This window comes from Geodermatophilus sp. SYSU D00742, from assembly GCF_054049935.1.
This window is the reverse complement of the sequence record NZ_JBJGYJ010000038.1, coordinates 21,307-44,929: the sequence shown is the minus strand read 5'-3', so window position 1 is coordinate 44,929 and position 23,623 is coordinate 21,307. Positions and strand designations below refer to the sequence as shown.

Annotated in this window: 27 protein-coding genes; 11 read left to right on the top strand and 16 right to left on the bottom strand. The window is 75.8% G+C overall.

What is annotated here, in order from left to right; all coding sequences use genetic code 11:
• Positions 1-98: 98 nt before the first annotated feature.
• On the bottom strand, positions 99-1,583 hold the full coding sequence (locus tag ACI78V_RS20185; RefSeq protein WP_456853987.1) for a sensor histidine kinase: 1,485 nt from the start codon (positions 1,581-1,583) through the stop codon (positions 99-101).
• A gap of 85 nt (positions 1,584-1,668) precedes the next feature.
• Here ACI78V_RS20185 and ACI78V_RS20180 point away from each other — a divergent pair, with 85 nt between their 5' ends.
• Positions 1,669-2,175, top strand: coding sequence for a GNAT family N-acetyltransferase (locus ACI78V_RS20180; protein WP_456853985.1), 507 nt, complete (start codon positions 1,669-1,671; stop codon positions 2,173-2,175).
• A gap of 57 nt (positions 2,176-2,232) precedes the next feature.
• Here the strand turns inward: ACI78V_RS20180 and ACI78V_RS20175 are convergent, their stop codons facing one another.
• Together ACI78V_RS20175 and ACI78V_RS20170 are read right to left on the bottom strand one after the other, a co-directional pair.
• Positions 2,233-2,457 carry a biotin/lipoyl-binding carrier protein gene (locus tag ACI78V_RS20175; protein ID WP_456853984.1) on the bottom strand — a complete coding sequence of 75 codons (225 nt, stop codon included), beginning with the start codon at positions 2,455-2,457 and terminating at the stop codon, positions 2,233-2,235.
• Between the two features lie 51 nt (positions 2,458-2,508).
• Positions 2,509-3,552 (bottom strand): biotin carboxylase N-terminal domain-containing protein, encoded by a 1,044-nt coding sequence (locus ACI78V_RS20170; protein ID WP_456853982.1) that lies wholly within the window; start codon positions 3,550-3,552, stop codon positions 2,509-2,511.
• Between the two features lie 217 nt (positions 3,553-3,769).
• Between ACI78V_RS20170 and ACI78V_RS20165 the strand changes: the two genes are divergently transcribed.
• Positions 3,770-3,844 (top strand): 50S ribosomal protein bL37, encoded by a 75-nt coding sequence (locus ACI78V_RS20165; protein WP_014377707.1) that lies wholly within the window; start codon positions 3,770-3,772, stop codon positions 3,842-3,844.
• A 117-nt stretch (positions 3,845-3,961) separates the two neighbouring features.
• Here ACI78V_RS20165 and rsrA read toward each other — a convergent pair whose 3' ends face one another.
• Together rsrA and ACI78V_RS20155 are read right to left on the bottom strand one after the other, a co-directional pair.
• Positions 3,962-4,303 (bottom strand): mycothiol system anti-sigma-R factor, encoded by a 342-nt coding sequence (rsrA, locus tag ACI78V_RS20160; protein ID WP_456853980.1) that lies wholly within the window; start codon positions 4,301-4,303, stop codon positions 3,962-3,964.
• A complete protein-coding gene (locus ACI78V_RS20155) occupies positions 4,300-4,983 on the bottom strand; it encodes a sigma-70 family RNA polymerase sigma factor (protein WP_456853978.1) in 684 nt (227 codons plus the stop codon). Before ACI78V_RS20155 ends, rsrA begins: the two co-directional genes overlap by 4 nt.
• A 226-nt stretch (positions 4,984-5,209) precedes the next feature.
• On the opposite strand from ACI78V_RS20155, the gene ybaK reads away from it, so the two are divergent.
• Positions 5,210-5,686: a Cys-tRNA(Pro) deacylase gene (gene ybaK, locus ACI78V_RS20150; protein WP_456853976.1), complete on the top strand. Its 477-nt coding sequence runs from the start codon at positions 5,210-5,212 to the stop codon at positions 5,684-5,686.
• Between the two features lie 56 nt (positions 5,687-5,742).
• Here the strand turns inward: ybaK and ACI78V_RS20145 are convergent, their stop codons facing one another.
• Positions 5,743-7,284 carry a fused MFS/spermidine synthase gene (locus ACI78V_RS20145; protein WP_456853974.1) on the bottom strand — a complete coding sequence of 514 codons (1,542 nt, stop codon included), beginning with the start codon at positions 7,282-7,284 and terminating at the stop codon, positions 5,743-5,745.
• Position 7,285: 1 nt separating this feature from the next.
• Positions 7,286-8,032 carry an SOS response-associated peptidase gene (locus tag ACI78V_RS20140; protein WP_456853972.1) on the bottom strand — a complete coding sequence of 249 codons (747 nt, stop codon included), beginning with the start codon at positions 8,030-8,032 and terminating at the stop codon, positions 7,286-7,288.
• A 174-nt stretch (positions 8,033-8,206) separates the two neighbouring features.
• On the opposite strand from ACI78V_RS20140, the gene ACI78V_RS20135 reads away from it, so the two are divergent.
• From ACI78V_RS20135 to rsgA, 4 genes are read left to right on the top strand one after another with little or no spacing between them, the layout of a single operon-like run.
• Positions 8,207-9,667, top strand: coding sequence for an NAD-dependent succinate-semialdehyde dehydrogenase (locus tag ACI78V_RS20135; RefSeq protein ID WP_456853971.1), 1,461 nt, complete (start codon positions 8,207-8,209; stop codon positions 9,665-9,667).
• A 55-nt stretch (positions 9,668-9,722) separates the two neighbouring features.
• On the top strand, positions 9,723-10,163 hold the full coding sequence (locus ACI78V_RS20130; RefSeq protein ID WP_456853969.1) for a YdeI/OmpD-associated family protein: 441 nt from the start codon (positions 9,723-9,725) through the stop codon (positions 10,161-10,163).
• A 24-nt stretch (positions 10,164-10,187) separates the two neighbouring features.
• Positions 10,188-11,456 carry a 3-phosphoshikimate 1-carboxyvinyltransferase gene (gene aroA, locus ACI78V_RS20125; RefSeq protein WP_456853967.1) on the top strand — a complete coding sequence of 423 codons (1,269 nt, stop codon included), beginning with the start codon at positions 10,188-10,190 and terminating at the stop codon, positions 11,454-11,456.
• A complete protein-coding gene (rsgA, locus tag ACI78V_RS20120; RefSeq protein ID WP_456853965.1) occupies positions 11,426-12,469 on the top strand; it encodes a ribosome small subunit-dependent GTPase A in 1,044 nt (347 codons plus the stop codon). Before aroA ends, rsgA begins: the two co-directional genes overlap by 31 nt.
• 19 nt (positions 12,470-12,488) lie before the next feature.
• Here the strand turns inward: rsgA and ACI78V_RS20115 are convergent, their stop codons facing one another.
• Together ACI78V_RS20115 and ACI78V_RS20110 are read right to left on the bottom strand one after the other, a co-directional pair.
• The gene (locus ACI78V_RS20115) at positions 12,489-13,217 is read right to left on the bottom strand and encodes a hypothetical protein (RefSeq protein WP_456853963.1); all 729 of its coding nucleotides are present in this window, start codon (positions 13,215-13,217) and stop codon (positions 12,489-12,491) included.
• A 102-nt stretch (positions 13,218-13,319) separates the two neighbouring features.
• The gene (locus tag ACI78V_RS20110) at positions 13,320-13,856 is read right to left on the bottom strand and encodes a DUF2087 domain-containing protein (protein WP_456853961.1); all 537 of its coding nucleotides are present in this window, start codon (positions 13,854-13,856) and stop codon (positions 13,320-13,322) included.
• Between the two features lie 53 nt (positions 13,857-13,909).
• Here ACI78V_RS20110 and ACI78V_RS20105 point away from each other — a divergent pair, with 53 nt between their 5' ends.
• Together ACI78V_RS20105 and hisN are read left to right on the top strand one after the other, a co-directional pair.
• The gene (locus ACI78V_RS20105) at positions 13,910-14,086 is read left to right on the top strand and encodes a DUF2795 domain-containing protein (RefSeq protein ID WP_456853959.1); all 177 of its coding nucleotides are present in this window, start codon (positions 13,910-13,912) and stop codon (positions 14,084-14,086) included.
• Between the two features lie 22 nt (positions 14,087-14,108).
• A complete protein-coding gene (gene hisN, locus ACI78V_RS20100) occupies positions 14,109-14,912 on the top strand; it encodes a histidinol-phosphatase (protein ID WP_456853957.1) in 804 nt (267 codons plus the stop codon).
• Between the two features lie 80 nt (positions 14,913-14,992).
• Here hisN and ACI78V_RS20095 read toward each other — a convergent pair whose 3' ends face one another.
• From ACI78V_RS20095 to ACI78V_RS20065, 7 genes are all read right to left on the bottom strand, one after another.
• Positions 14,993-15,187, bottom strand: a complete 195-nt coding sequence (locus ACI78V_RS20095; protein ID WP_456853955.1) for a hypothetical protein — start codon at positions 15,185-15,187, stop codon at positions 14,993-14,995.
• Positions 15,188-15,272: 85 nt separating this feature from the next.
• Positions 15,273-16,652 carry an FGGY family carbohydrate kinase gene (locus ACI78V_RS20090; protein WP_456853953.1) on the bottom strand — a complete coding sequence of 460 codons (1,380 nt, stop codon included), beginning with the start codon at positions 16,650-16,652 and terminating at the stop codon, positions 15,273-15,275.
• On the bottom strand, positions 16,649-17,179 hold the full coding sequence (locus ACI78V_RS20085; RefSeq protein WP_456853951.1) for an XdhC family protein: 531 nt from the start codon (positions 17,177-17,179) through the stop codon (positions 16,649-16,651). The genes ACI78V_RS20090 and ACI78V_RS20085 overlap by 4 nt, the downstream gene beginning before the upstream one ends.
• Positions 17,176-18,189 carry an aldo/keto reductase gene (locus ACI78V_RS20080; RefSeq protein WP_456853949.1) on the bottom strand — a complete coding sequence of 338 codons (1,014 nt, stop codon included), beginning with the start codon at positions 18,187-18,189 and terminating at the stop codon, positions 17,176-17,178. The genes ACI78V_RS20085 and ACI78V_RS20080 overlap by 4 nt, the downstream gene beginning before the upstream one ends.
• Positions 18,190-18,308: 119 nt before the next feature.
• Positions 18,309-19,499, bottom strand: a complete 1,191-nt coding sequence (locus ACI78V_RS20075) for a cytochrome P450 family protein (protein WP_456853947.1) — start codon at positions 19,497-19,499, stop codon at positions 18,309-18,311.
• A gap of 1 nt (position 19,500) precedes the next feature.
• The gene (locus ACI78V_RS20070) at positions 19,501-20,283 is read right to left on the bottom strand and encodes an aldo/keto reductase (RefSeq protein WP_456853945.1); all 783 of its coding nucleotides are present in this window, start codon (positions 20,281-20,283) and stop codon (positions 19,501-19,503) included.
• Between the two features lie 54 nt (positions 20,284-20,337).
• A complete protein-coding gene (locus ACI78V_RS20065) occupies positions 20,338-20,778 on the bottom strand; it encodes a nuclear transport factor 2 family protein (RefSeq protein ID WP_456853943.1) in 441 nt (146 codons plus the stop codon).
• Between the two features lie 310 nt (positions 20,779-21,088).
• Between ACI78V_RS20065 and ACI78V_RS20060 the strand changes: the two genes are divergently transcribed.
• Both ACI78V_RS20060 and ACI78V_RS20055 read left to right on the top strand, forming a co-directional pair.
• Entirely contained in the window at positions 21,089-22,483 is a 1,395-nt protein-coding gene (locus tag ACI78V_RS20060) for a cystathionine beta-synthase (RefSeq protein WP_456853941.1), read from the top strand.
• Positions 22,480-23,616 carry a cystathionine gamma-synthase gene (locus ACI78V_RS20055; RefSeq protein WP_456853939.1) on the top strand — a complete coding sequence of 379 codons (1,137 nt, stop codon included), beginning with the start codon at positions 22,480-22,482 and terminating at the stop codon, positions 23,614-23,616. Before ACI78V_RS20060 ends, ACI78V_RS20055 begins: the two co-directional genes overlap by 4 nt.
• The last annotated feature ends 7 nt before the right edge of the window (positions 23,617-23,623 follow it).

Sequence of the window (23,623 nt, the reverse complement as noted above, 5' to 3'; positions counted from 1 at the left end):
CCCCCCCCCCCCCCCCCCCCCCCCCCCCCCCCCCCCCCCCCCCCCCCCCCCCCCCCCCCCCCCCCCCCCCCCCCCCCCCCCCCCCCCCCCGCGGCCGTTCAGCGCCGGAGCCGACCGGCTCCGGGCAGCGTCAGCACCACCTCGGTCCCCGGGCGACCGGAGGGCCGGCTCCCCATGCTGAGGCTGCCGCCGAGCTCGCTGGTGACGAGGGTCCGCACGATCTGCAGCCCCAGCCCGTCCCCGGCGGAGTCGTCGAAGCCCTCCGGCAGGCCACGCCCGTCGTCCCGGACCCGGACGACGAGGTCGTCGCCGTCGCGCTCGGCGACCAGCTCGATGCTGCCGGGGTGCCCCTCCGGGAACGCGTGCTCGGCGGCGTTGTGCAGCAGCTCGGTGACGGCCAGCACCAGCGGGGTCGCCGCCACGGCGGGCAGCTCCCCGAACTGGCCCACGCGCCTGGTACGGGCGGCCGGGCCGACCGACGTCAGGTCGCCCAGCATCGGCAGCACCTGGTCGAGCACGTCGTCGACGTCGACGACGTCCTCCCGGCTGCCGGCCAGCGTCTCGTGCACCACGGCGATCGACGCCACCCGGCGCACCGACTCCTCCAGGGCCGCCCGCGCCTCGGGCACCGTCATCCGGCGCGCCTGCAGTCGCAGCAGCGCGGCGACCGTCTGCAGGTTGTTCTTCACCCGGTGGTGGATCTCCCGGATGGTGGCGTCCTTGGTGAGCAGCGCGCGGTCCCGGCGGCGGACGTCGGTGACGTCGCGTACCAGCACCAGCGCCGCCTCCTCGCCGCCGGGGGCCTGCAGGGGCAGCGCCCGCACCAGCATCGTGGCCGCCGGCCCCTCGACGTCCATCGGGTCGGGGAACCGCCCGGCGACGGCAGCGCGGATCCCCGCCGCCACCGCCTCCCCCGCCACCCGGTCGGCCGCCGCGTCGCGGGTCAGCCGGGCCAGGTCCGCGCCGACGACGTCCCCCGTCACGCCCATGCGGCGGTAGGCCGACAGGGCGTTGGGGCTGGCGTAGACCGCGTGACCGGACCCGTCCAGGCGCACCAGCCCGTCGCCCACCCGGGGGCTCAGCTCGGCGTCCAGCAGCTTCTCCGGCGGGAAGGTGCCCGCCGACACCATGAGGCACAGGTCGGCGGCGATGTCGAGGTAGGTCAGCTCCAGGGTGGACGGCGACCGGGTCACCGCCAGGTTGGTGTCGCGCGCGAGGACGGCGACCACGACGCCGTCGTGCCGCACCGGGACGACCTCGCGGCGGCGCGGGGCCACGCCCGACCAGTCCGGTTCCCCCTCCGTGACCGGGCGCCCCTCCCGGTGGGCGACGTCGAACGGCTCCGCGGACGGGCCCTGCACCTCCGAGCCGACGAGGTCCTCCGGCTGGCTGGTGGGCGCCGTCAGCGGCCGCACCTGCGCCACGCACCACCAGGCGCCGGTGGGCAGCGGCACCCACAGCGTGAGGTCGGCGAAGGAGAGGTCGGCCAGCAGCTGCCAGTCGGCGACCAGCCGGCGGGCGTGGTCGACCTGGGCGGGGGTGGAGGCCGCGCCGCGGGTGAGGCGCTCGGAGAGGCTGTTCATCGTGCTCCGAGCGTAGAGACCGGCCCGCTCCCGCCCCCCACCGTGGACCGACGCTGCCGGAGGGGCCCCGCCTAGGCTCGAGGTCGTGGTCTCCCGCGCCGACGCCCCGTCCGTGACCGTCGAGAACGCCACCCCGGCCGACTACGCCCGCATCGCGGACCTCACCGTCGACGTCTACGTCGGGGGCGGTCTGGCCTCGGCCCAGTACGGCCGGCAGCTGGCCGACGTCGCCGGCCGGGCCTCCCGCGCCGAGCTGCTGGTGGCCCGGGACCGGGGCGGACACGTCGTCGGCGCCGTGGCCCTGGTGCTGGACGGCGACTTCGGCGAGGTGACCGAGTCCGACGACGAGGCGGCCTTCCGGATGCTGGTCGTCGACCCCGCGGTCCAGGGTCAGGGCGTGGGGACGCTGCTCGTGACCGCCTGCCTGCAGCGGGCGCGGGCCGCCGGCAAGCGACGCATGGTGCTGTCGACGGACCCGCGGATGACCGCGGCCCACCGGCTCTACGCCCGGCTCGGCTTCACGCGGGTCCCCGCCCGGGACTGGTCACCGGCGCCCGGGGTCGACCTGATGGTCTACGCACTGGACCTCTGAGCAACGCCCCCGCCCCACCCACCGGCGGGCTCGCCGCGGGACCCGGCGGGGGTGCCCTCAGGCGGGGACGACGGTCGCGATGAGGTCGCCCTCCTGGAGCACCTCGCCCTCGACGACGTGCAGCTCGCGCACGGTGCCGGACCGCTCGGTCAGGACCGGGATCTCCATCTTCATCGACTCGAGGACCACCAGGGTGTCGCCGGCAGCCACCTCGCTGCCCGGCTGCACGAGCACCTTCCAGACGCTCGACACCATCTCGGCGTGGATCTCCTCGACCGCCACCGGCACCTCCCTGGCTGACCTGTGTCCATCCAAGCACGCAGGCCGCGGCGGTCAGCCGCCCGGCGTGGTGCCGCTGGCCAGCCGGTCGAGCACCGGGCAGATCTCGGGTCCGTCGTGCGGCACGCCGGTCTCCGGGAGGCCCGTGAGCACGTCGCTGGCCGCGCGGGCGGCGGTCGCGGTGTCGGGCCCGCTGGCGCTCACCGTGGCCAGCAGGGCGTCGTACCAGCCGTCGAGCCGGTCCCCCGGGTCGTAGCCGCTGACGGCCACCACCTCGACGCCGTCGGCCCCGTCCCGGCGCCGTCCGGACTCGGGGAGCCGACCGGTGACCCGGCCCGCCTCCCCGGGCGGCAGCGTCGAGCGCAGCTGGACGGCGACCGCCTTGCGCGGCGCCCGCCCCGGCCCGGGATCGGCGGCGGCGCGGCCACCGACGGCACTGCGCAGGGCGAGCTCGACGGCGTCCACCCCGTGCGCGCGTTCCAGGACGGCCATGTCGAGGGAGAAACCGGCCGCCACCTCCGCCAGCTCCCCGTCGGGGGCGATGCCGACGGTCACCAGCCCGCGCCAGCCCACGTCGGCCAGCCGCTTGGCCGCCGCCGGCAGCTCGACCGGCTCGTCCGGCGTCCACGAGACGCGGGCGATGCCGGCGGCGCGGTCACGGCAGACCGGCGTCGTGTGGTGCAGGCCGGAGTCGGTGACCCAGGCGAGGAAGCCCCGCTCGCTGGCCGGCTCCACCCCGTCACCACCCAGCCGCTCCAGCACCGCCGCCGAGGGCCCGACCCAGGTCAGGCCGGCGGCGACCACCGCCCCGGCCAGCCGGGCGTTGCCGGCGAGCGCCGGTGGCACCGGGAGCACCGCGCTCACCCCGCTGCGCCGGGCCGCCTCCACGATGCGGTCGACGGCCAGGTAGGACTCCGCGGCCGGCGCGGGCCCCAGCAGCACCGCGTCGTCGGCGAGCCGGACGTGCCGTGCGGACCGGTCGGCCTCGGAGTGGACGGCGACGGCCTTGACCCCCAGCCGCGAGCAGGCCGCCACCACGGCGCACGCGGCGGGCCCCCGGCCCGCCACGAGGACGCTCTCGATCCCGACCTGTGCCACCGTGCCGGCCTCCCCAGTGGTGCGATGTGCCACTCACAGCCTGACCCGCCGCACGGCCCGACCGCCACAGGGGGACGGCCCGGTCCGCGGGCGTGAGAGGCTGGGAGGCGTCAGCTTGACGGGTCTCCCGGTACCGCGCACGCGCGGGTCCGGGCTGCCCGGCGGCACCGAGGGCCCGGCGCGGGCCCGCACCGGCGATGAGGAGAGGAGGGCAGCGATGTCCAAGCGTGGACGCAAGCGGCGCTCCCGCAAGGGGAACAAGGCCAATCACGGCAAGCGGCCCAACGCCTGAGGCAGGCCCCTGCCCGTCACCCGTGGACGAGCCCCTGCAGGGGCCGGACGCGGGGACGTGGGCGTGTGCGAGAGGCCCAGGACCCCGCGGGGTCCTGGGCCTCTGGCGTTCCGCGCGTCAGGCGGTGGGGCGTTCCTGGGTGTGCTCCACGGTCAGCCTCTCGACGCTGACCTGGGTGCCGTCCTCCTCGAAGGAGACGGTGGTCAGCTGGAACTTGATCCGGTCGCGCAGGCCCGGGGGCGGGGTGTCGCCACCGCACCGGCGACGGACCAGCGCCTTGAACTCCTGCTCGATGCCGAACTGGCGCAGGCAGGGCGAGCAGTCCTCGAGGTGCTCGGCGATGACGTCACGCCGGGCGTCGTCGGTCTCGTGGTCGAGGAACTCGAAGACGTGGGACAGGACGTCGTCACAGGAGTTGATCTCGATCGGCTCGCCGGGCCCGCGGTCGTCGTCGGTCACGAGTGGCTCGCCTCCTCCCCGGCGCCGGCGCGGACGAAGCCACGCTCCCGTGCGTAGTCGGCCAGCAGCTTCTGCAGCCCGCGGCGACCGCGGTGCAGCCGGGACATCACCGTGCCGATGGGCGTGCCCATGATCTCGGCGATCTCCTTGTAGGCGAAGCCCTCGACGTCGGCGAGGTACACCGCCAGCCGGAAGTCCTCCGGCAGCTGCTGCAGGGCCTCCTTGATGTCGGTGTCCGGCAGGTGGTCCAGCGCCTCGATCTCGGCCGAGCGCAGGCCGCTGGAGCTGTGCTCCTCGGCCGCGTACAGCTGCCAGTCCTGCACCTGGTCGGTGGGGTACTGCTGCGGCTGGCGCTGCTTCTTGCGGTAGCTGTTGATGTAGGTGTTCGTCAGGATCCGGTACAGCCAGGCCTTGAGGTTGGTCCCCTCGGCGAACTGGTGGAACGCGGAGTAGGCCTTGACGAAGGTCTCCTGGACGAGGTCCTCGGCGTCGGCGGGGTTGCGGGTCATCCGCAGGGCCGCCGGGTAGAGCTGGTCGAGGAAGGGCAGCGCGTCGCGCTCGAAGCGGGCGTCACGCTCGGCGCGGGTCTCGGCCAGCTCGGTACGGCTGCCACCTGCGCGCGCCTCGGGGATCTCCACCGGGGCGGTCTCGGGGTTCAGGTCCGCGGACTCCTCAGGCACCGACCGTCCTCTCTGCGGCCCCCGGACGCGGGGCACCGCCTCGGACGATCCTAGCCGCGCAGCGTCGGGGCGGCCCGGGGGCCGCCGGTGCGCGGCCCGCTGGCGGGCGCTGGAGGCGAGGGTGCTGCTCACGGCCTGTCCAACCGTCGCGACGCGGGCGCCCATTCCCCGTGCGACCGGCATCTCCGTCGCCGCCCCCGGCCGGTCGCGGCTACGCTGCCGCGCCGTGGCGGCGACCCCGGCGGTGCGGGCCCTCGAGAAGGCCCGCGTGGCGCACACCCTGCACCCCTACGACCCCGAGCACCCCTCCGACCAGGGGCACGGCGAGGCCGCGGTGGCCGCGCTGGGCGCCGACCCGCGTCAGGTGTTCAAGACGCTGGTGACCCGGGTCGACGGCGAGCTGACCGTCGCGGTCGTCCCGGTGAGCGGCAGCCTCGACCTCAAGGCGCTGGCCGCAGCGGCCGGTGGCCGGAAGGCCGCGATGGCCGACCCCGCCGACGCCGAGCGGACGACGGGCTACGTGCTGGGCGGGATCAGCCCGCTGGGCCAGCGCAAGGCCCTGCCGACCGTGGTCGACGACTCGGCGCTCGACTTCGGCACCGTCCTGGTGAGCGCCGGACGCCGCGGGTTGCAGGTGGAGCTGGCGCCGGACGACCTGGTGCGGCTCACCCGGGCCCGCACCGCCCCCATCGGCCGCTGCTGAGGGACCCCTCGCCCCCACCGCCCGCGGGACCGCGGCGGGCCCCCGCGCGGGGCCGGTCAGGCGCCGGGAGCCGCGTACGGCGTGAGCAGCTGGTCGACCGGGGCGTGGTCGTCGGTGAGCACCTCGGCGTCCCCGATGAAGTCGCCGAGCTGCCCGCCCTCGGCCACCTGCCAGGTCGAGCCGTGCCCGCGCAGCGCGCCGGCGATCGCGTCGGCCGGCAGCGGCCCCTGCGAGGCGACCGCGACGACGTTGCCGCCGTCCTGCCCCGCCAGCACCGGCTCCCGGGCCAGCAGCAGGACCGAGTCGAACACCGAGCGCAGCGTGGCCAGCTCCGCACGGACGAATCCCATCGGCGGGTTGTCGATGAGGTTGGCGACGTAGACGCCGTCGTCGGACAGCGCCCGGTCGACCAGCTCGAGCGCCTCCACCGTCGTCAGCTGCCAGGGCACCGACAGGCCGCCGAAGGCGTCGCCCACGACGAGGTCGCGCTCCCCCGCCGCCTCGTCGGCCAGACCCACACGGGCGTCGGCCACCCGCACCCGCAGGTCGTCGGACTCGGCCAGGCCCAGTTGTTCCCGGTCCATCTGCACCACACCGGGGTCCACCTCCAGCACCAGACTGCTGGTACCCGGCCGGACCTCCGCGAGGTAGCGCGGCACGGTGGCCCCGCCCCCGCCGAGGTGCAGCGCCGACAGCGGCTGCCCCTCGGGGGCCACGACGTCGGTGACCGCGGCGATCGCCCGCACGTACTCGAACTCCAGGTGCGTGGGGTCGTCGAGGTCGACGTAGGAGTGCCGCAGCGTGTCGAGCACCAGCACGCGGCCGCCGTCCCGCTGCGGGTCGGCGACCACCCGTGCGCAGTGGTAGGCGGTCTCCGCCTCGCAGGGCGTCGGGGCGATCGCGGCCAGCAGCGAGCCGGCCAGCGCGAGGACGAACAGCCCGGCCGGCACCCGCCCGGCGCCACCGCCGGCCCGCCGGCGCAGCAGCAGGCCCACCGCTCCCCCGGCCAGCACGGTCACGACACCGGTGCCGACGAGGATGCCGCTGGTCGGGAAGACGGCGATGAGCAGGAACCCGGTGACGAAGGTGGCCGCGATCCCACCGAGCGTGCCGATGCCGGAGAGCCGGCCCACCACCGCGCCGGTCTCGGCCAGGCTGCCCAGCTGCAGCTTGACCACCATCGGCGGCACCGCCGAGAGCAGGGCCGCGGGGACGACGACGGCGACCGCCGCGAGCAGCAGCACGCTGCCGGCGTCGGCGCCGCTCAGCCACGACCCGGCGAAGCGCACCAGGGGCAGGACGGCGACCACGAGGGCGCCGCCGGCGACCATGAGCGGCGCGATCAGCCGTCGGGGGTCGGTGCGGTCGGCCACCGCGCCGCCGGACCACGCGCCGAGCGCGATCGCGGCCAGTGCGAAGCCGATGACCGCGGTGTTGGTCTGCAGCGTGATGCCGACGTACGGGGCGATCAGGCGCAGCCCGGCGATCTCGAGCACGAGCACGGCGCCGGAGCTCAGGAACGTGACGGCGGCGGCCACCCAGCCGGGCAGCGCGGCCGACCCGGCGGTCCGCTGGACCGCCTCCTCGGTGTCGGCCACCTCAGAACAGCGCGGGCTGGTCGGCCGGCGGGCTGACCGACTCGACGCGGGCGGTGAGCTCGGCGCCGTTGTGTGCCACGTTGTTCACCGCGGTGGCCACCGGACGCAGCTCCAGCCGCTCCACCAGCTCCGGCGGGGTGGGGGCGGTCAGGGCCTCGACGTCGTCGCGCTCGGGGTCGAGCCAGTCGGCCCAGCGCTCGCGGGGCAGCACCAGCGGCATCCGGTCGTGGATCTCCGTGAGCGCCCCGACGGCGGGCTCGGTGACGATCGTGCAGGTGTAGAGGCGGTCCTCGCCCTTGCCCCACACCTCCCACAGGCCGGCGAAGGCCAGCACCGAGCCGTCCTGCGGGGTGACGTAGTACGGCTGCTTGCCGGGCCCGTCCAGCCGCTTGGCCCACTCGTACCAGCCGTCGGCGGGGACCAGGCAGCGCCGGGAGCGGGCCGCCGCCCGGAACGCCGGCTTCTCCGTGAGCGACTCCACCCGGGCGTTGAGCATCCGGTTGCCGATCGAGACGTCCTTGGCCCACGAGGGCACCAGCCCCCAGCGGACCGCGCGCAGCTCCCGGTGCCCCTCGCCGGTCGGCCGGCCCCCGGCGTCCCGCTCCTTCTTGTGCCGGACCACGTAGACGTCCTTGGTCGGGGCGACGTTGTAGTCGGCCGGGAGATCGGGCTGCCCCGAGGCGCGGACCGCCTCGAACTCGAGGACGAGGTCCTCGGGACGGCGGCTGGCGGCGTAGCGGCCACACACGGCGGAACTCCCTCCTCCCCGGGGGCCGGGACGACGGACGCCCCCGGTCCGGCGACCCGGTGGCAGCGAGCCTAGATCCGTCTCCCGCACCGCGCCCTCCCCTGGCGTGCCCGCCGGAGGCGCGGGTAGGGATGGGGCGGACCCGACCCGAAGAGCGCACGGAGGACATCCGAAGTGACCAGCACCGACACCGCGCCGGCCGGCAAGACCGCCAGCGACGCGGGCGACCGGCCGTACGCGACCATCAACCCGGCCACCGGGAAGACGGAGAAGGAGTTCCCCTTCCTCGACAGCGGGGAGGTCGACGGCGTCGTCGAGCGGGCGCACGCCGCGTTCCTGGAGTGGCGCCGCCGTCCCGTCGAGGAGCGCGCGGGCATCGTGGCGCGGATCGGCGAGCTGGTGCTCGAGCGCCGTGACCAGCTCGCCGCCCTCATCACCACCGAGATGGGCAAGCCGATCCGCGAGGCGGCCGGCGAGGCGATGCTGGTGGCCAGCATCTTCGCCTACTACGCCGAGAACGGCCCGCGCTTCCTCGAGCCGCGGCCGATCGACGTCATGGACGGCGAGGCGGTCGTCGTCAACGAGCCGACCGGCGTCCTGCTGGCCATCGAGCCGTGGAACTTCCCGCTGTACCAGGTGGCCCGCGTGGCCGCGCCCAACCTGGTGCTGGGCAACGCGATCCTGCTCAAGCACGCCGAGAACAACCCGCAGACCGCCCTGGCGCTGGAGCAGCTGTTCCACGACGCCGGCGTCCCCGAGGGGGTCTACACCAACCTGTTCCTGCGGATCTCCGACGTCGAGGAGGTCATCGCCCACCCGCACGTGGCGGGTGTGACGCTCACCGGCAGCGACCGGGCCGGCAGCGCCGTGGCCTCGCTGGCGGGCAAGTACCTCAAGAAGTCGGTGCTCGAGCTCGGCGGCAGCGACCCGTTCATCGTCCTGGACGCCCCCGAGGTGCAGAAGACGGTCAAGGCCGCCGCGATGTCGCGGACCATGAACGCCGGTCAGGCGTGCATCGCCGCCAAGCGGTTCATCGTCATGGACGACGTCTACGACGAGTTCGTCTCCGGCCTGGCCGACGTCTTCAAGGGCCTGCAGCCCGGCGACCCGAGCGACCCGTCCACGCGGCTGGGCCCGCTGTCCTCCGAGCGCGCCGCGGCCGACCTCACCGCCCAGGTGCAGGACGCGATCGACAAGGGTGCCACCGTGCTCGCCGGTGGTGACCGCCCCGACCGCGAGGGCGCCTACGTCAACGCCACGCTGCTGGCCGACGTCACCCCCGACATGCGGGCCTACCGCGAGGAGCTGTTCGGCCCGGTCGGCGTGGTCTACCGGGTCTCCAGCGAGGAGGAGGCCGTGCAGCTGGCCAACGACACCCCGTACGGGCTGTCGGCGACGGTGTTCAGCAGCGACGTCGAGCGGGCCCGCAAGGTCGCCGACCAGGTGGAGTCCGGCATGGTCTGGATCAACTCGCCCTCGGGCACCTCGGCGGAGCTGCCGTTCGGCGGCGTAAAGCGCTCCGGCTACGGCCGCGAGCTCTCGGAGCTGGGCATGTTCGAGTTCGCCAACCGCAGGCTGGTCCGCACCGCCGGGGCCAAGAAGGCCCGGCCGGCCGACGCCGCGGCCGCCGGCTGACCCCTCGGCGGCCCGGGTCCTGTCGCGACGGGGCCCGGGCTGCCAGGCTCCGGCCATGAGGTTCACGACGACGATCGAGCTGGGTGGCAAGACCGCGACGGGGTTCGAGGTGCCGCCCGGCGTCGTCGAGGCCCTCGGCTCGGGGCGCCGGCCGGCGGTGACCGTGACCCTCGCCGGGCACTCCTACCGCAGCACCGTGGCGACGATGGGCGGCCGGTTCCTCGTGCCGCTGGCGGCGGAGAACCGGGCTGCGGCCGGTGTCGCCGCCGGAGACACCGTCGAGGTGGACCTCGAGCTGGACACCGCCCCGCGCGTGGTCGAGGTCCCGGCCGACCTCGCCCGGGCCCTGGACGCCGAGCCCGAGGCGCGCCGCCGCTTCGACGCCCTGTCCTACAGCCACCAGCGGCGGCACGTCCTCGCCGTGGAGGGGGCCAAGGCCGCGGCCACGCGGGAGCGCCGGGTGGCCGCGGCCGTCGCCACGCTGCTGGAGGGCTGACGCGGGCAGGGCACACTGGGGGCCGTGACGCAGGTCTGGACGACGCCGCACCCCACGACCCCCGTGGACGCCGTCGTGGCCCTGCCCGGCTCCAAGTCGCTGACCGCCCGCGCGCTGGTGCTGGCCGCGCTCTCCGACGGGCCGAGCCGGCTGGTGCGCCCGCTGCGCGCCCGCGACACCGACCTCATGGCCGCCGCCCTGCGCGCGATGGGCGTGCAGGTGGCCGAGGACGGCGACGACTGGCTGGTCACCCCCGGCGAGCTGCGCGGCCCGGCCGAGGTCGACGCCGGGCTGGCCGGCACCGTGCTGCGCTTCCTGCCCCCGGTGGCGGCCCTGGCCACCGGCCCGGTCCGGCTGGACGGCGACCCCCGGCTGCGCGAGCGCCCCAACGCCGGCCTGATCGCGGCGCTGCGCGACCTCGGGGTGCGGGTCGACGACGGCGGCCGCGGGCGGGCGCCGTTCACCGTGCACGGCACCGGCCGGGTGCGCGGCGGCGCGGTGACGGTCGACGCGAGCGAGTCCTCGCAGATCGTCTCCGGGCTGCTGCTCGCCGCCGCCCGCTTCGACGAGGGGCTCGACCTGACCCTCGCCGGCGGGCTGCCCTCGATGCCGCACGTCGAGATGACCGTGGAGTCCCTCCGCGAGCACGGCGTCGACGTCGCGACGACCGACCGCGGCTGGCGGGTCTCCCCCGGCCCGATCGCCGCCCGCGACGAGGTGCTCGAGCCCGACCTCTCCAACGCCGCCCCCTTCCTCGCTGCGGCGCTGGTGACCGGCGGGCGGGTCACCGTCCGCGACTGGCCGGAGGCCACCACGCAGCCCGGCGGCCGGCTCGACGTGCTGCTCGGCGAGATGGGCGCCGAGGTGGTCCGCGTCGACGGCGGCCTGCAGGTCGCCGGCACCGGCGCGATCCGGCCGCTGGTGGCCGATCTCGGCGAGGTCGGCGAGCTCACACCGGTGCTGGCCGCGCTCTGCGCCCTGGCCGACGGCCCCTCCCGGCTGACCGGCATCGGGCACCTGCGCGGGCACGAGACCGACCGGTTGCAGGCGCTCGACGAGGTGCTCACCGCGGTCGGCGCGACGGTGGAGCAGCTTCCCGACGGGCTCGTGGTCACCCCCGGCCCGCGGCGGCCGGCCCGCCTGGACTCCTACGCCGACCACCGCATGGTCATGGCCGCCGCGGTGCTGGGGCTGGCCGTCGAGGGCGTCGAGGTGGCCGACCCCGGTGCGGTCGGCAAGACGCTGCCGGACTTCGCCGAGCGGTGGTCCTCGATGCTCGGGAGCGCGCGCTGAGCCGCCGGCACGACCGCCGGTCCGACGAGGACGACATCCGGGTCCGACCCAGCCGCCGCGGTTCCCGGCCGCGCACCCGCACCCGCCCCACCCACGACGACGCCGTCCCCGGACTGGTGGTCGCCGTCGACCGGGGTCGCATGACGGTGCGCGTCGACGGCCCGGACGGTGCGCCGGTGGAGGTCACCGCGATGCGGGCCCGGGAGCTGGGCCGGCACGGGGTCGTCGTCGGCGACCGGGTGCGGCTGGTCGGTGACACCAGCGGCCGCACCGACACCCTGGCCCGCATCGTCGTCATCGAGGAGCGGACGACGTCGTTGCGGCGCACCGCCGACGACACCGACCCCACCGAGCGGGTCGTGGTGGCCAACGCCGACCAGCTCGTCGTCGTCACCGCCGTCGCCGACCCGGAGCCGGCGCTGGGCTTCCTCGACCGCTGCCTGGTGGCCGCCTACGCCGGCGGGCTGCAACCGCTGCTGTGCCTGACCAAGACCGACCTGGCCAGCCCGCAGCCGCTGCTGGACCGCTACGCGGGCCTGGACGTCGACGCCGTCCCCATGTCGCGGGAGACGCCGCTGGACGAGCTGCTGGCCCGCCTCGACGGGCGGATGAGCGTGCTGGTCGGCCAGTCCGGCGTGGGCAAGTCGACGCTGGTCAACCGGCTGGTGCCGGATGCGTTCCGGGCCACCGGCGAGGTCACCAAGGTGGGCAAGGGCCGGCACACGTCGTCCTCGGCGGTGCTGCTGGACCTCCCCGGCGGCGGCACCGTCATCGACACCCCCGGCATCCGCTCGTTCGGGCTCGCGCACGTCACCGCGGAGGACGTCGTGGCCGCGTTCGACGACGTCGCCGAGGCCGCCGTCGACTGCCCGCCCGGCTGCGGGCACACCGCCGAGGACCCCGACTGCGTCCTGGACGCCTGGGCCGATGCCGGCCCCCCGGCCCGCCGGGAGCGGCTGGAGAGCCTGCGTCGCCTGCTCGATGCCGTCGGCCAGCTCGGCCCCGGCTACTGAAAGAGGCTCAGGGGAACGCTCAGGGGAACAGGGTGTCGTCCATCGGCTCGTCGACGTCCTCGATCCGCACGTCGTGGCCGTCGCCGGCGAAGCTGCCGTCGAGCGCCTCGGTCCACAGGCAGACCCCGGTGCCGGCGTCGAGCCGGACGAGTGAGGCGGACGGGTACTCCGCGCCCTCCCACCGCTCGCCGTACTCCAGCCGGTCGATCTCCGCGTCGCGCAGCAGCGGGCAGCAGGCGCAGCGGGGCTCGTAGCGCGTCGTCGTCCGGACCAGGGCCTCCCACGCAGGCCGCCCGCCGTGCTCCACCACCCGCACGGCCTCCACCTCCAGCGCCGGTCCGGCGAGCGTGCCGGTCTCGTGGTCCCGGCCGTCGGCGAGCTCCACGGGGTCGAGCAGCGCCACCCAGGAGTAGCTCTGGTACATCGGGTCGTCGTAGGACAGACCGTCGGGGCGCTCGGCGACCAGCCCGTCCGGCCGGAGCACGGGCGCAGGGCCCTCGGCGGGCCAGGGCAGCGACACGGTGCGTCCGCCGTCGGTGGTCAGGACGCCGACCTGCTGCCGCTGCTCCCGGACGACCTGGAGGAACCGGCCGTCGAGGGACTCGACCCGCAGCGCGTCCGGCCGGCGCAGCCAGGCCCGCACCGGCTCCAGCGCGTGCTCCCCGCGCCAGCGCACGGTGAACCGCAGCGTCGACCAGCGCCACGGCGAGGACCGGGCGAGGGCGCGGAAGGCGTCGGCGTCGGGCACGGGTGGAGTGTCGGGGATCCGCCCCTCGGCCCACCACCGGGTTCCCGGCCCGTCCGGACGCGCGCTGCGAGCCTGCGAGCGGAGCGGAGGACGGGGCCTCCCTCAGACGTCGACCCAGCCCCCGCTGCGCCAGTACAGACCGGCCTCCCGGGTGAGCAGCCCCTCGTCCACGAGGTGGCGACGCAGCGCGGCGGTGTCGGGGTGCCACACGGCCAGCAGCGCGTTCACCTCCCGCTCGGGGTACCGGACGCCGACGTCGAAGACCCGCACCAGGTGCTCCAGCACCACCCGACGCTTGCTGTGCTGCGCCGGGATCGAGACCAGTCGCCCGTCGCGCACGAACGCCGACAGCACGGCGTCCTCCGCCGGGTCGTCCGACAGCGGCTCGGGCGGCGGGGCGGACCGCGCGGCGGCCCGGGCGGCGGCGCCGAAGCGGTCGGTCAGCAGCTCCAGGTCGTGCCGGTCCCGCCGCACCAGCCCGGCGCGGGCCAGCCGGCGGGCGGCGAGCGCGACGTCCTTGAGGGACAGGCCGGTGGCCTGCGCGACCTCCTCGATGGTCCCGGCGCCCAGCGCCAGCGCGGCCACCACCTTGAGTCGGGCCGGGTCGGCGAGCAGCCCGGCGATCGTCGCGGCGTCCACGTCCCCGACGGTATCCGCGCATCCCCGGGCCGGGGCGCGGGTAGCCCGGGGGCATGGTGAGCCCCATCGACATCCAGAAGGCCCTGAAGGGCATGGACTACCCGGCGACGAAGGACCAGATCCTCGACCACGCCAAGGGGAGCGACAAGGAGGTCCTCGACGCGCTGCAGGGCATCGAGGACCGCGAGTACGAGGGGCCCAGCGGGGTCAGCTCCGCGGTGTTCGACTGACCGCCCGCTAGGTTCGGTGCCCATGACACCGGGCCGGGACTACACGGGTGACATGCACCTGGCGCACGTGCTCGCCGACCAGGCCGACTCGATCAGCATGGACCGGTTCCGCGCGCTGGACCTCCAGGTCGACACGAAGCCGGACCTCACGCCGGTCACCGACGCCGACCGGGCGGTCGAGGAGCAGCTGCGCATCACCCTCGCCCGCGCGCGCACCCGCGACGCGGTGCTCGGCGAGGAGATGGGCGTGACCGGTCACGGGCCGCGGCGCTGGGTGCTCGACCCCATCGACGGGACGAAGAACTTCGTCCGCGGCGTGCCGGTGTGGGCGACGCTCATCGCGCTGTTCGACGGCGACGAGCCGGTGGTCGGGCTGGTCTCGGCGCCGGCGCTCAACCGGCGCTGGTGGGCGGCCAAGGGCGTCGGGGCCTGGACCGGCCGGCGGCTGGAGTCGGCCACGCGCTGCACCGTCTCGCAGGTGGCCGCGCTGGCCGACGCGAGCCTGTCGTACTCGAGCCTGTCGGGCTGGGAGGAACGCGGCCTGCTCGGGGGCTTCCTCGACCTCACGCGGTCGGTGTGGCGCACCCGCGCCTACGGCGACTTCTGGAGCTACGTGCTGCTGGCCGAGGGGGCGGTCGACGTCGCCTGCGAGCCGGAGGTGTCGCTGTGGGACCTCGCGGCGTTGGACGTCATCGTCCGTGAGGCCGGTGGCCGCTTCACCGACCTGACCGGGGCACCCGGCCCGGCCGGCGGCAGCGCGCTGGCGACCAACGGTGCCCTGCACGACGCCGCGCTCGGCCTGCTCGGCCCGGCGCAGCCGGCCTGACCCACGGCCCCGGCCGGCCCGCCTGGGCCGGCCGGGCGGCGCCCCCTGCAGGGTCCGTGGCCGGCGGGGCAGGGCCTGCCTCAGTGGCCGGTGCCCCACCCGCGGTCGGTGCCGGAACCGCGGCCGCCCTGGAACCTGCGGCGGGCCTCGTCGATCTTGGCGCGGGTCTTCGGGTCCTTCGCCATCTGCTGGGCCTTCTCGGTCACCTGCCGGATGGCCTCCTTGCCCTTCGGGCTGTTGGCGAGCTGGGTGAGCTTGGTGAACATCGACGCCATGGAACGGGTCTCCCTCCCATCGGTGGGGACCGTCGGGCGGTCCCGCTGACCGTCCCAACGGGCCGGCCGGCCGGGCCGTTCCGGCTCACTCCCCACGCCAGCGGCGGGCGGCGTCCAGCAGCGCGGGGTGGGGCCGCGGCTCCACCAGCCGGCCCGGCGCCCGACGGGGGACGACGTCGAGCCCCGCGCCGCGGGCCGCGAGCAGGGCGGCGCCCACGGCCGAGGCGCTCCTGATCGGCAGGTACCGCACCGGCACCCCGAGCACGTCGGCGACCAGCTGACCGACCACCGGCGACCGCCCGCCGCCCCCGCTGAGCAGCACCGGCCCCTCGCCGCCGAGCAGCTCGGCGGCGGCACCGACCGCGAACACCACACCCTCGACCGCCGCCCGGGCGAGGTCGGCACGGTTGGTGCCCGCCGACAGCCCGGTCCAGCTGCCCCGGTCGGCCGGCCCGGCCACACCCCCGCGCTCCCCGGTGAGAAAGGGACGGAAGAGCACCCCCCCGGCGCCGGCGGGCGCGGCGGCGGCCGCCTCGACCAGCTCCGCGGCGCTGAGCCCGAGCACGCCGGCCGCCCACGTCCAGGCCGATCCGCCGTTCTGCAGGGCGGCCATCCCGTACCAGCCGTCGTCGACGTCGGCGTAGCAGTGCACCGGTGGGTCGTCGGCCGGCTCGGGTGCGCGCCCCGGTGCGAGCACCTGCGCGCCGGTGCCGAGGTTCACCTGCCGCGCCGTGCCGGCGCCCGCGGCCAGCAGCGCCAGCGGGGTGTCCGCACCGCCCACCACCACGGGCACCTCGCCGATCGGCAGCGCGGCCGAGCCCACGACCTCGGCTGAGGGACGCACCGCGGGCAGCCGGCCCGGATCGATGCCCGCGGCGGCGGTCGCGGCGGGCGACCAGCCGTCGGCGACGACGTCCCACAGCAGCGTGGCGGAGGCGTCGCTGCGGTCGGTGACCCGCGGGTCCGCGCCGGGGACGAGCGTGGCGCGGACCGCGTCCTTGGGGAGCAGCACCGTCGCGGCCCGTGCCAGCAGCTCGGCCCGGTGCGTGGCGAGCCAGGCCAGCACCGGGCCGGTCATCCCCGGCGCCAGCGGGTTGGCCAGCGCGGCCCGGGCGTCGTCGGGCAGCGCCCGCCAGCGGGCCACCTCCGCGGTGGCCCGGGAGTCCGGCCACAGCACGGCCGGGGCCAGCGGGACGCCGGCCTCGTCCACGAGCACGGCGCCGTGCATCTGCCCGGACAGGCCCAGCCCGGCCACCCGGCGGCCGGCCAGCGCGGGAGCGACCCGCGCCAGCGCGTCGTCCAGGGCCCGCCGCCAGACCGCGGGGTCGGTCTCGGCCCACCCGGGACGCGGGCGGTCCAGCTCGTAGCCGGACTCCCCCTCGGCGACCACCTCCCCGGTCCCGTCCAGCGCGACGAGCTTGAGCCCGCTGGTGCCGACGTCGGCACCGAGCAGGACGGCCGTCACCGGGAGGCGGGGGCGGCGCCGGCACCGCGGCCGTGGGCGAGGCCGCCGCTGCGGCCGTTGCGGTCGGCCAGCAGCCCGGCGAGCGTGCTCACCGCGATCTCGGCGGGGGTCCGCGAGCCGATGTCCAGCCCGATCGGCCGGTGCACCCGGGCCACCTCCTCCGGCGGGACCCCGAGGGCGGCCAGCGCCGCGACGTGCGGGCCCTCGTGCCGCGGGTTGCCCATCACGCCCACCCAGCGGACGGGCCGGGCCAGGGCGTCGCGGAGCACCTCGCCCAGCTCGGGCCGGTGGTGGTCGGTGACGACGACGTCGGCGTCGGCGAGGTCGCCGTCCAGGTCGCCGAACCCGGTGACCTCGGCGCCGCACGCCGGGTCCGGGTCGAGGAGCACGGTGCGGAAGCCGAGCTCGGGTGCCCAGCGGGCGAGCACGTCGGCCACCGGCGAGGCGAAGACCGCGACCAGCACGCGCCCGGTCACCTCACCGGCCGGCGCGCCGTGGGCCACCCCGCAGTTCGGGTCGGCGGTCATCGCGGCCGCTCCGGGCTGTCGCCGTAGCCGTAGGACGCGTCGGCGTACCGGCTGCCCTCGGCCACCCCCGGCGGGGCGATCGCCGACAGCCGCGCCAGCTCGTCGTCCGACAGCTCGACGGCCGCCGCGCCGACGTTCTCCTCCAGGTAGGACCGACGCTTCGTGCCGGGGATCGGGACGACGTCGTCGCCCTGCGCCAGCACCCACGCCAGCGCCAGCTGGCCGGCGGTGCAGCCCTTCTCCTCCGCCATCGCCCGGACGGCGTCGACCAGCCGCAGGTTGGCGGCGAAGGCGTCCCCGGTGAAGCGCGGGTGGCCACGCCGGAAGTCGTCCTCCGCGAAGTCCTCCGGGCTGGTGATCGCCCCGGTGAGGAAGCCCCGGCCCAGCGGGCTGAACGGCACGATCCCGATGCCGTGCTCGCGGGCGACGCCCAGCACCTCGCCCTCCAGGTCGCGGGTCCACAGCGACCACTCGCTCTGCAGCGCCGCGACCGGGTGGACGGCGACCGCGCGGCGGATGGAGGTGGCACTGGCCTCCGACAACCCCAGGTACCGGACCTTGCCCTGCCGGACCAGCTCGGCCATCGCGCCGACGGTGTCCTCGATCGGCACCCGGGGGTCGACCCGGTGCTGGTAGTAGAGGTCGATCACGTCGACACCGAGCCGGCGCAGGCTCGCCTCGGCACAGGCCCGGACGTTCTCCGGACGGCCGTCGATGACCATGGCGCCGTCCCGGCGGGAGATCGAGAACTTCGTGGCCAGCTGGACCTGGTCCCGTCGACCGGCGATCGCCTCGCCGACGAGCTCCTCGTTGTGCCCGTCGCCGTACACGTCGGAGGTGTCGAGGAAGGTGACGCCGAGGTCCAGTGCCCGGTGGATGGTCGCGACCGACTCGTCGCGGTCGGCGGCGCCGTAGCTCTGGCTCATCCCCATGCAGCCGAGACCGAGGGTGGAGACGACCAGGCCGTCGCGGCCGAGCGTGCGGGTTCCGACAGAGGCGTTGGAGGTCATCCGCGCATCCTCGCCCTGCCCCACGCCGGGCCGCCACCGCCGGGCCGCTCCCGGACCGGCCGGCCCCGTCCCGGTGCCGCTCCGAGCGCACGAGGAGTGGGGACGACGGGGGCCCTCCCCTACTGCAGCAGCACCGGCAGCCGCTCCAGGCCGTGCACGATGACGCTGCGCCGGTGACGGAGGTCCTCCGGTGGCACGGCCAGGCGCAGGCCGGGGAACCGGCCGAGCAGGGACCGCAGGGCCACCTCCGCCTCCAGTCGCGCCAGCGGGGCACCGAGGCAGAAGTGCACGCCGTGGCCGAACGCCAGGTGCCCACCGGTGTCGCGGTCGGGGTCGAGCAGCTCGGGCCGGTCGAAGCGTCCCGGGTCGCGGTTGGCCGCGCCCACCGACAGCGTGACCACCGATCCTGCGGGGATGGTGGTGCCCGAGTACTCGACGTCCTCGGCGGCGAAGCGCAGCGGGGCGTTGTGCACGGGGCCGTCCCAGCGCAGGAACTCCTCGACCGCCGCGGGGATGCGCTGCGGGTCGTCGAGCAGGTGCTCGCGCAGCGCGGCGTCGGTGACCACGCCCAGCACCGCGTTGCCGATGAGGTTGGCCGTGGTCTCGTGGCCGGCGATGAGCAGCAGCACGCCCATCGCCACGACCTCCTCGGTGCTGAGCTGGTCCCCGGCCTCGGAGACCTCGACCAGGGCGGAGAGGAGAGCGCCGTCCGGGGAGTGCCGCTTGGTCTCGACGAGGGCGGACAGGTACTCCGCCAGCCCCGCGGTGGCCCGCTGCTCGTCCGCGTCGTCGTGGTCGTCGACCAGCGCGCGCGACCACGCTCCGAAGGCGTCGCGGTCGGTGTCGGGCACCCCGAGCAGCTCGCAGATGACGGCCATGGGCAGCGGCACCGCGTAGGTGGCCAGCAGGTCGACCGCCCCCTCGGGCAGGGCGTCGAGCAGGCCGGCGGCCAGTGCCTCGATGCGCGGGCGCAGCTCGGCGGTGCGCCGCGGGGTGAAGGCCCGGGAGACCAGCCGCCGCAGGCGGGTGTGGTCGGGCGGGTCCAGCAGGATCATCATCGAGCCGAACGGGCTCGGCAGGCGGGGCGCCTGCGCGCGGACCTCCGGCGGCAGGGTGGCGCGGTGGTCCTTGACGAGGCGGGGATCGGTGAAGGCCGCGCGCACGTCGTCGTAGCGGGTGATCATCCACGTGGTGCCGCCCCGGGGCAGCGCCACCTCGCGCACCGGGGCCTGCGTGCGCAGCCGTTCGTAGGCCGGATACGGGTCCCGCCAGAAGGAGCCCTCGAACGGCGACGCGTCGGCCCGGGTCACCTCAGGACACCTCCTCCAGGCCGTCGATGCGCGCCACCTCGTCGTCGGTCAACGCGAAGTCCCCGATCGCCAGGTTGGCCCGGATCCGCTCCGGGGTGGCCGACTTGGGGATGACCACGACGCCGTGCTCCACGTGCCAGCGCAGCACCACCTGCGCGGGGGTCACGCCGTGGGCATCGGCGACCTCGCGCAGGACCGGGTCGCCGAGGTCGGTGTTCTTGAACGGGCTGTAACCCTCCAGGACGACGCGGCGCTCCCGGTGCCCGGCCTCGACGGCGGCGTCGTAGCGCGACGGCGCCCAGCTCACCTGGTTGACCTGCGGCGTCACGCCGCTGACCCGGGTGAGCCGGTCGACCTGGTCCAGCGAGTAGTTGCTGACGCCGATCGCCCGGGCCCGGCCGGCCTCGCGCGCGGCGACGAAGCGCAGCCACACGTCCTCGCCCGCGCCGCCGGGCGGCCAGTGGACGAGCCACAGGTCGACCGCGTCGACCCCGAGCGCCTCGAGTGACGCCGCCAGCGTCTGGTCGGCCCGGCCGGCCTCGCGGGGCGGGAGCTTGGTGGTCACGAAGACCTCGTCGCGGTCGACGCCCGAGTCGCGCAGCGCCCGTCCGACCTCGGCCTCGTTGCGGTACATCGTCGCGGTGTCCAGGTGCCGGTAGCCGGCGTCCAGGGCGGTGCGGACGGCGTCGTAGCAGGTGGACCCGGTCATCTGCCACGTGCCGAGGCCGAGCAGCGGCATGGTGCCGCCGCCGGCGAGCGGCACGGCGGGGACGGTGTCGGTCATGGGCGGTCCGGTTCCCGGGACCCGGCCGGCCGACACCCGGCACGGGGGCTGCCCTCAGCCGCCGAGCTGCTGCTGGATCGCGGCCAGGTCGATCCAGGCGCTCTCCCGGCTGATCCGGCCGTCGCGGAAGTCGAAGACGTGCAGGAACCGGACCCGCACCGGGCGCCCGCGACCGTCGAGGCCGAACGGCCGTCCCACGGCCGTGGCGTGCAGGAGGGACTCGTCGGCGACGTGGTCGGGCCCGTGCCACCGCCGGACCGGCTCGAACCGGTCGATCCGCAGGTCGGCGAACAGGTTCCGGTAGAACTCCGCGATCTGCCCGGTGCCGTGCAGCGGTCCACCGGGACGACCGACGACGTCGTGCTCGGCGTCCGGCGCGAAACCGGCGACGAGCGAGTCGAGGTCGACGGTCTCCTCGGCCCGGTAGTGACCGTCGACCAGCTCGTCCATCTGGGCCCTCGTCATGACGGTGGTGGTGGCGGGTGGAGTCGGCATGGCGCCCTCCGGTGCACGGCCCCCGTGGCGGTGTCAGGACCCTGCCATCCTGGCCCCGCGGGCACGGTCCGGGTGGTTCCCGGTGCGCCGTTCCGAGCGGGCTCGCGCGGGACGCCGGTCGGGAACCGCCCGCGCCACGGCCGCCCCGGTACGGCTGCACGCCGCCCACCGGCCCGTACCCCTGCGGTGGCCTGCTGCTCGCCGACGCGCGTGCCGGTCCCGGCGACCGGGCGGGCGGGGACCCGCGCGTGGTCTGGTGGGATGGGGACGTCGAGGGCGCCGGCGGTCGGCGCCCGCCGAGGAGGGCCCCGTGCAGTACGCCGAGTCCGTGATCGACCTGGTCGGGAACACCCCGCTGGTGCGGCTGTCCTCCGTCACCCGCGACCTGGGCCCCGACGCGCCCCTGGTGCTCGCCAAGGTCGAGTACCTCAACCCGGGGGGCTCGGTGAAGGACCGGATCGCCGTGCGCATGGTCGACGCCGCGGAGGCCAGCGGCGCCCTGCAGCCGGGCGGCACGATCGTCGAGCCGACCAGCGGCAACACCGGCATCGGGCTGGCCCTGGTGGCCCAGCAGCGCGGCTACCGGTGCGTCTTCGTCTGCCCCGACAAGGTCGGGCAGGAGAAGATCAACGTGCTCAAGGCCTACGGCGCGGAGGTCGTCGTCTGCCCGACGGCGGTCGACCCGGCCGACCCGCGTTCGTACTACTCGGTCTCCGACCGGCTCACCCGCGAGACCCCCGGCGGCTGGAAGCCCGACCAGTACTCCAACCCGGCCAACCCGCAGTCGCACTACGAGACCACCGGCCCGGAGATCTGGGCGCAGACGGAGGGCCGGATCACCTCCTTCGTGACGGGTATGGGTACCGGCGGCACCATCAGCGGCACCGGGCGCTACCTCAAGGAGGTCTCCGGCGGGCGGGTGCGGGTGATCGGCGCCGACCCGGTCGGCTCGGTGTACTCCGGCGGCACCGGCCGGCCCTACCTGGTCGAGGGCGTCGGTGAGGACTTCTGGCCCTCCACCTACGACCGCACGATCGCCGACGAGGTGATCGCCGTCAGCGACGGCGACTCCTTCGCGATGACGCGGCGGCTGGCCCGCGAGGAGGGCCTGCTGGTGGGCGGCTCGTGCGGGATGGCGGTCGTCGCCGCGCTGCGCGCCGCCGAGCGGCTCACCAGGGACGACGTCCTCGTCGTCCTGCTGCCCGACGGCGGCCGCGGCTACCTCGGCAAGATCTTCAACGACGACTGGATGGCCGACTACGGCTTCCTCGACGCCGCCAGCGGGGAGACCGTGGGCGAGCTGCTGCGGACCAAGTCCGGCGAGACGCCGACGCTGGTGCACACCCACCCCAACGAGACCGTGCGCGAGGCGATCGACATCCTCCGCGAGTACGGCGTCAGCCAGCTGCCGGTGGTCCGCGCCGAGCCGCCGGTGACCGCCGGCGAGGTGGTCGGCTCGGTCGACGAGAAGACGCTGCTCGACGCCCTCTTCGAGGGCCGGGCGCGGCTGGGCGACCGGGTGGAGACGCACATGTCGGCGCCGCTGCCCATCATCGGCTCGGGCGAGGCGGTCAACGCCGCGGTCGCCGCGCTCGGCTCGGCCGACGCGCTGCTGGTCCACGTCGACGGCAAGCCGGCCGGCGTCGTCACCCGGCAGGACGTGCTGGGGCACCTGGCCGGGCTGACGCCTACGGTCGGCGCATGACCGGTTTCAACACCCGCGCGATCCATGCCGGGCAGGAGCCCGACCCGGCCACCGGGGCGGTCATCGTCCCGGTGCACCTGACGACGACCTACAAGCAGGACGGCGTGGGCGGGCTGCGCGGCGGGTACGAGTACAGCCGCAGCGGCAACCCGACCCGGACGGCGCTGCAGGAGGCGCTCGCCGCCCTCGAGCAGGGTCAGCACGGGATGGCGTTCGCCTCGGGCCTGGCCGCCGAGGACACCCTGCTGCGCACGGTCTGCGAGCCGGGCAGCCACGTCGTCCTCGGCGGGGACGCCTACGGCGGCACGTTCCGGCTGATCTCGAGGGTGGCCTCGCGCTGGGGCGTCGAGCACACGCCGGTCGACCTCAACGACGTCGACGCGCTGCGGGCGGCGATCCGGCCGGGGACCCGGCTGATCTGGTGCGAGACGCCGACCAACCCGTTGCTCAACATCGCCGACATCGCCCTGCTCGCCGAGGTCGCGCACGACGCCGGCGCGCTGCTCGTCGTCGACAACACCTTCGCCTCCCCCTACCTGCAGCAGCCGCTGACGCTGGGGGCGGACGTCGTCGTGCACTCGACGACGAAGTACCTGGGCGGGCACTCCGACGTCGTCGGCGGGGCCCTGGTCGTCTCCGACCCGGAGCTCGCCGAGCAGCTGGCCTACTCCCAGAACGCGATGGGCGCGGTCGCCGGCCCGTTCGACGCCTGGCTGGTGCTGCGCGGCATCAAGACGCTCGGCGTCCGCATGGACCGCCACCAGGCCAACGCCGCCCGCATCACCGAGTTCCTGCTCGGCTCCGATGCCGTCGCCTCGGTGCTCTACCCGGGCCTGCCCGACCACCCCGGGCACGACATCGCCGCGAAGCAGATGTCCGGGTTCGGCGGGATGCTGTCCTTCCGGCTGACCGGCGGCGAGGAGGCGGCGCTGCGGGTCTGCGACCGGGCGCGGGTGTTCACGCTCGCGGAGTCCCTGGGCGGCGTGGAGTCGCTGATCGAGCACCCGGGGCGGATGACGCACGCCAGCGCCGCGGGCTCACCGCTGGAGGTGCCCGCCGACCTGGTGCGGCTCTCGGTGGGCATCGAGGACGTCGAGGACCTCCTGGCCGACCTCGAGCAGGCGCTGCACTGAGGACGCT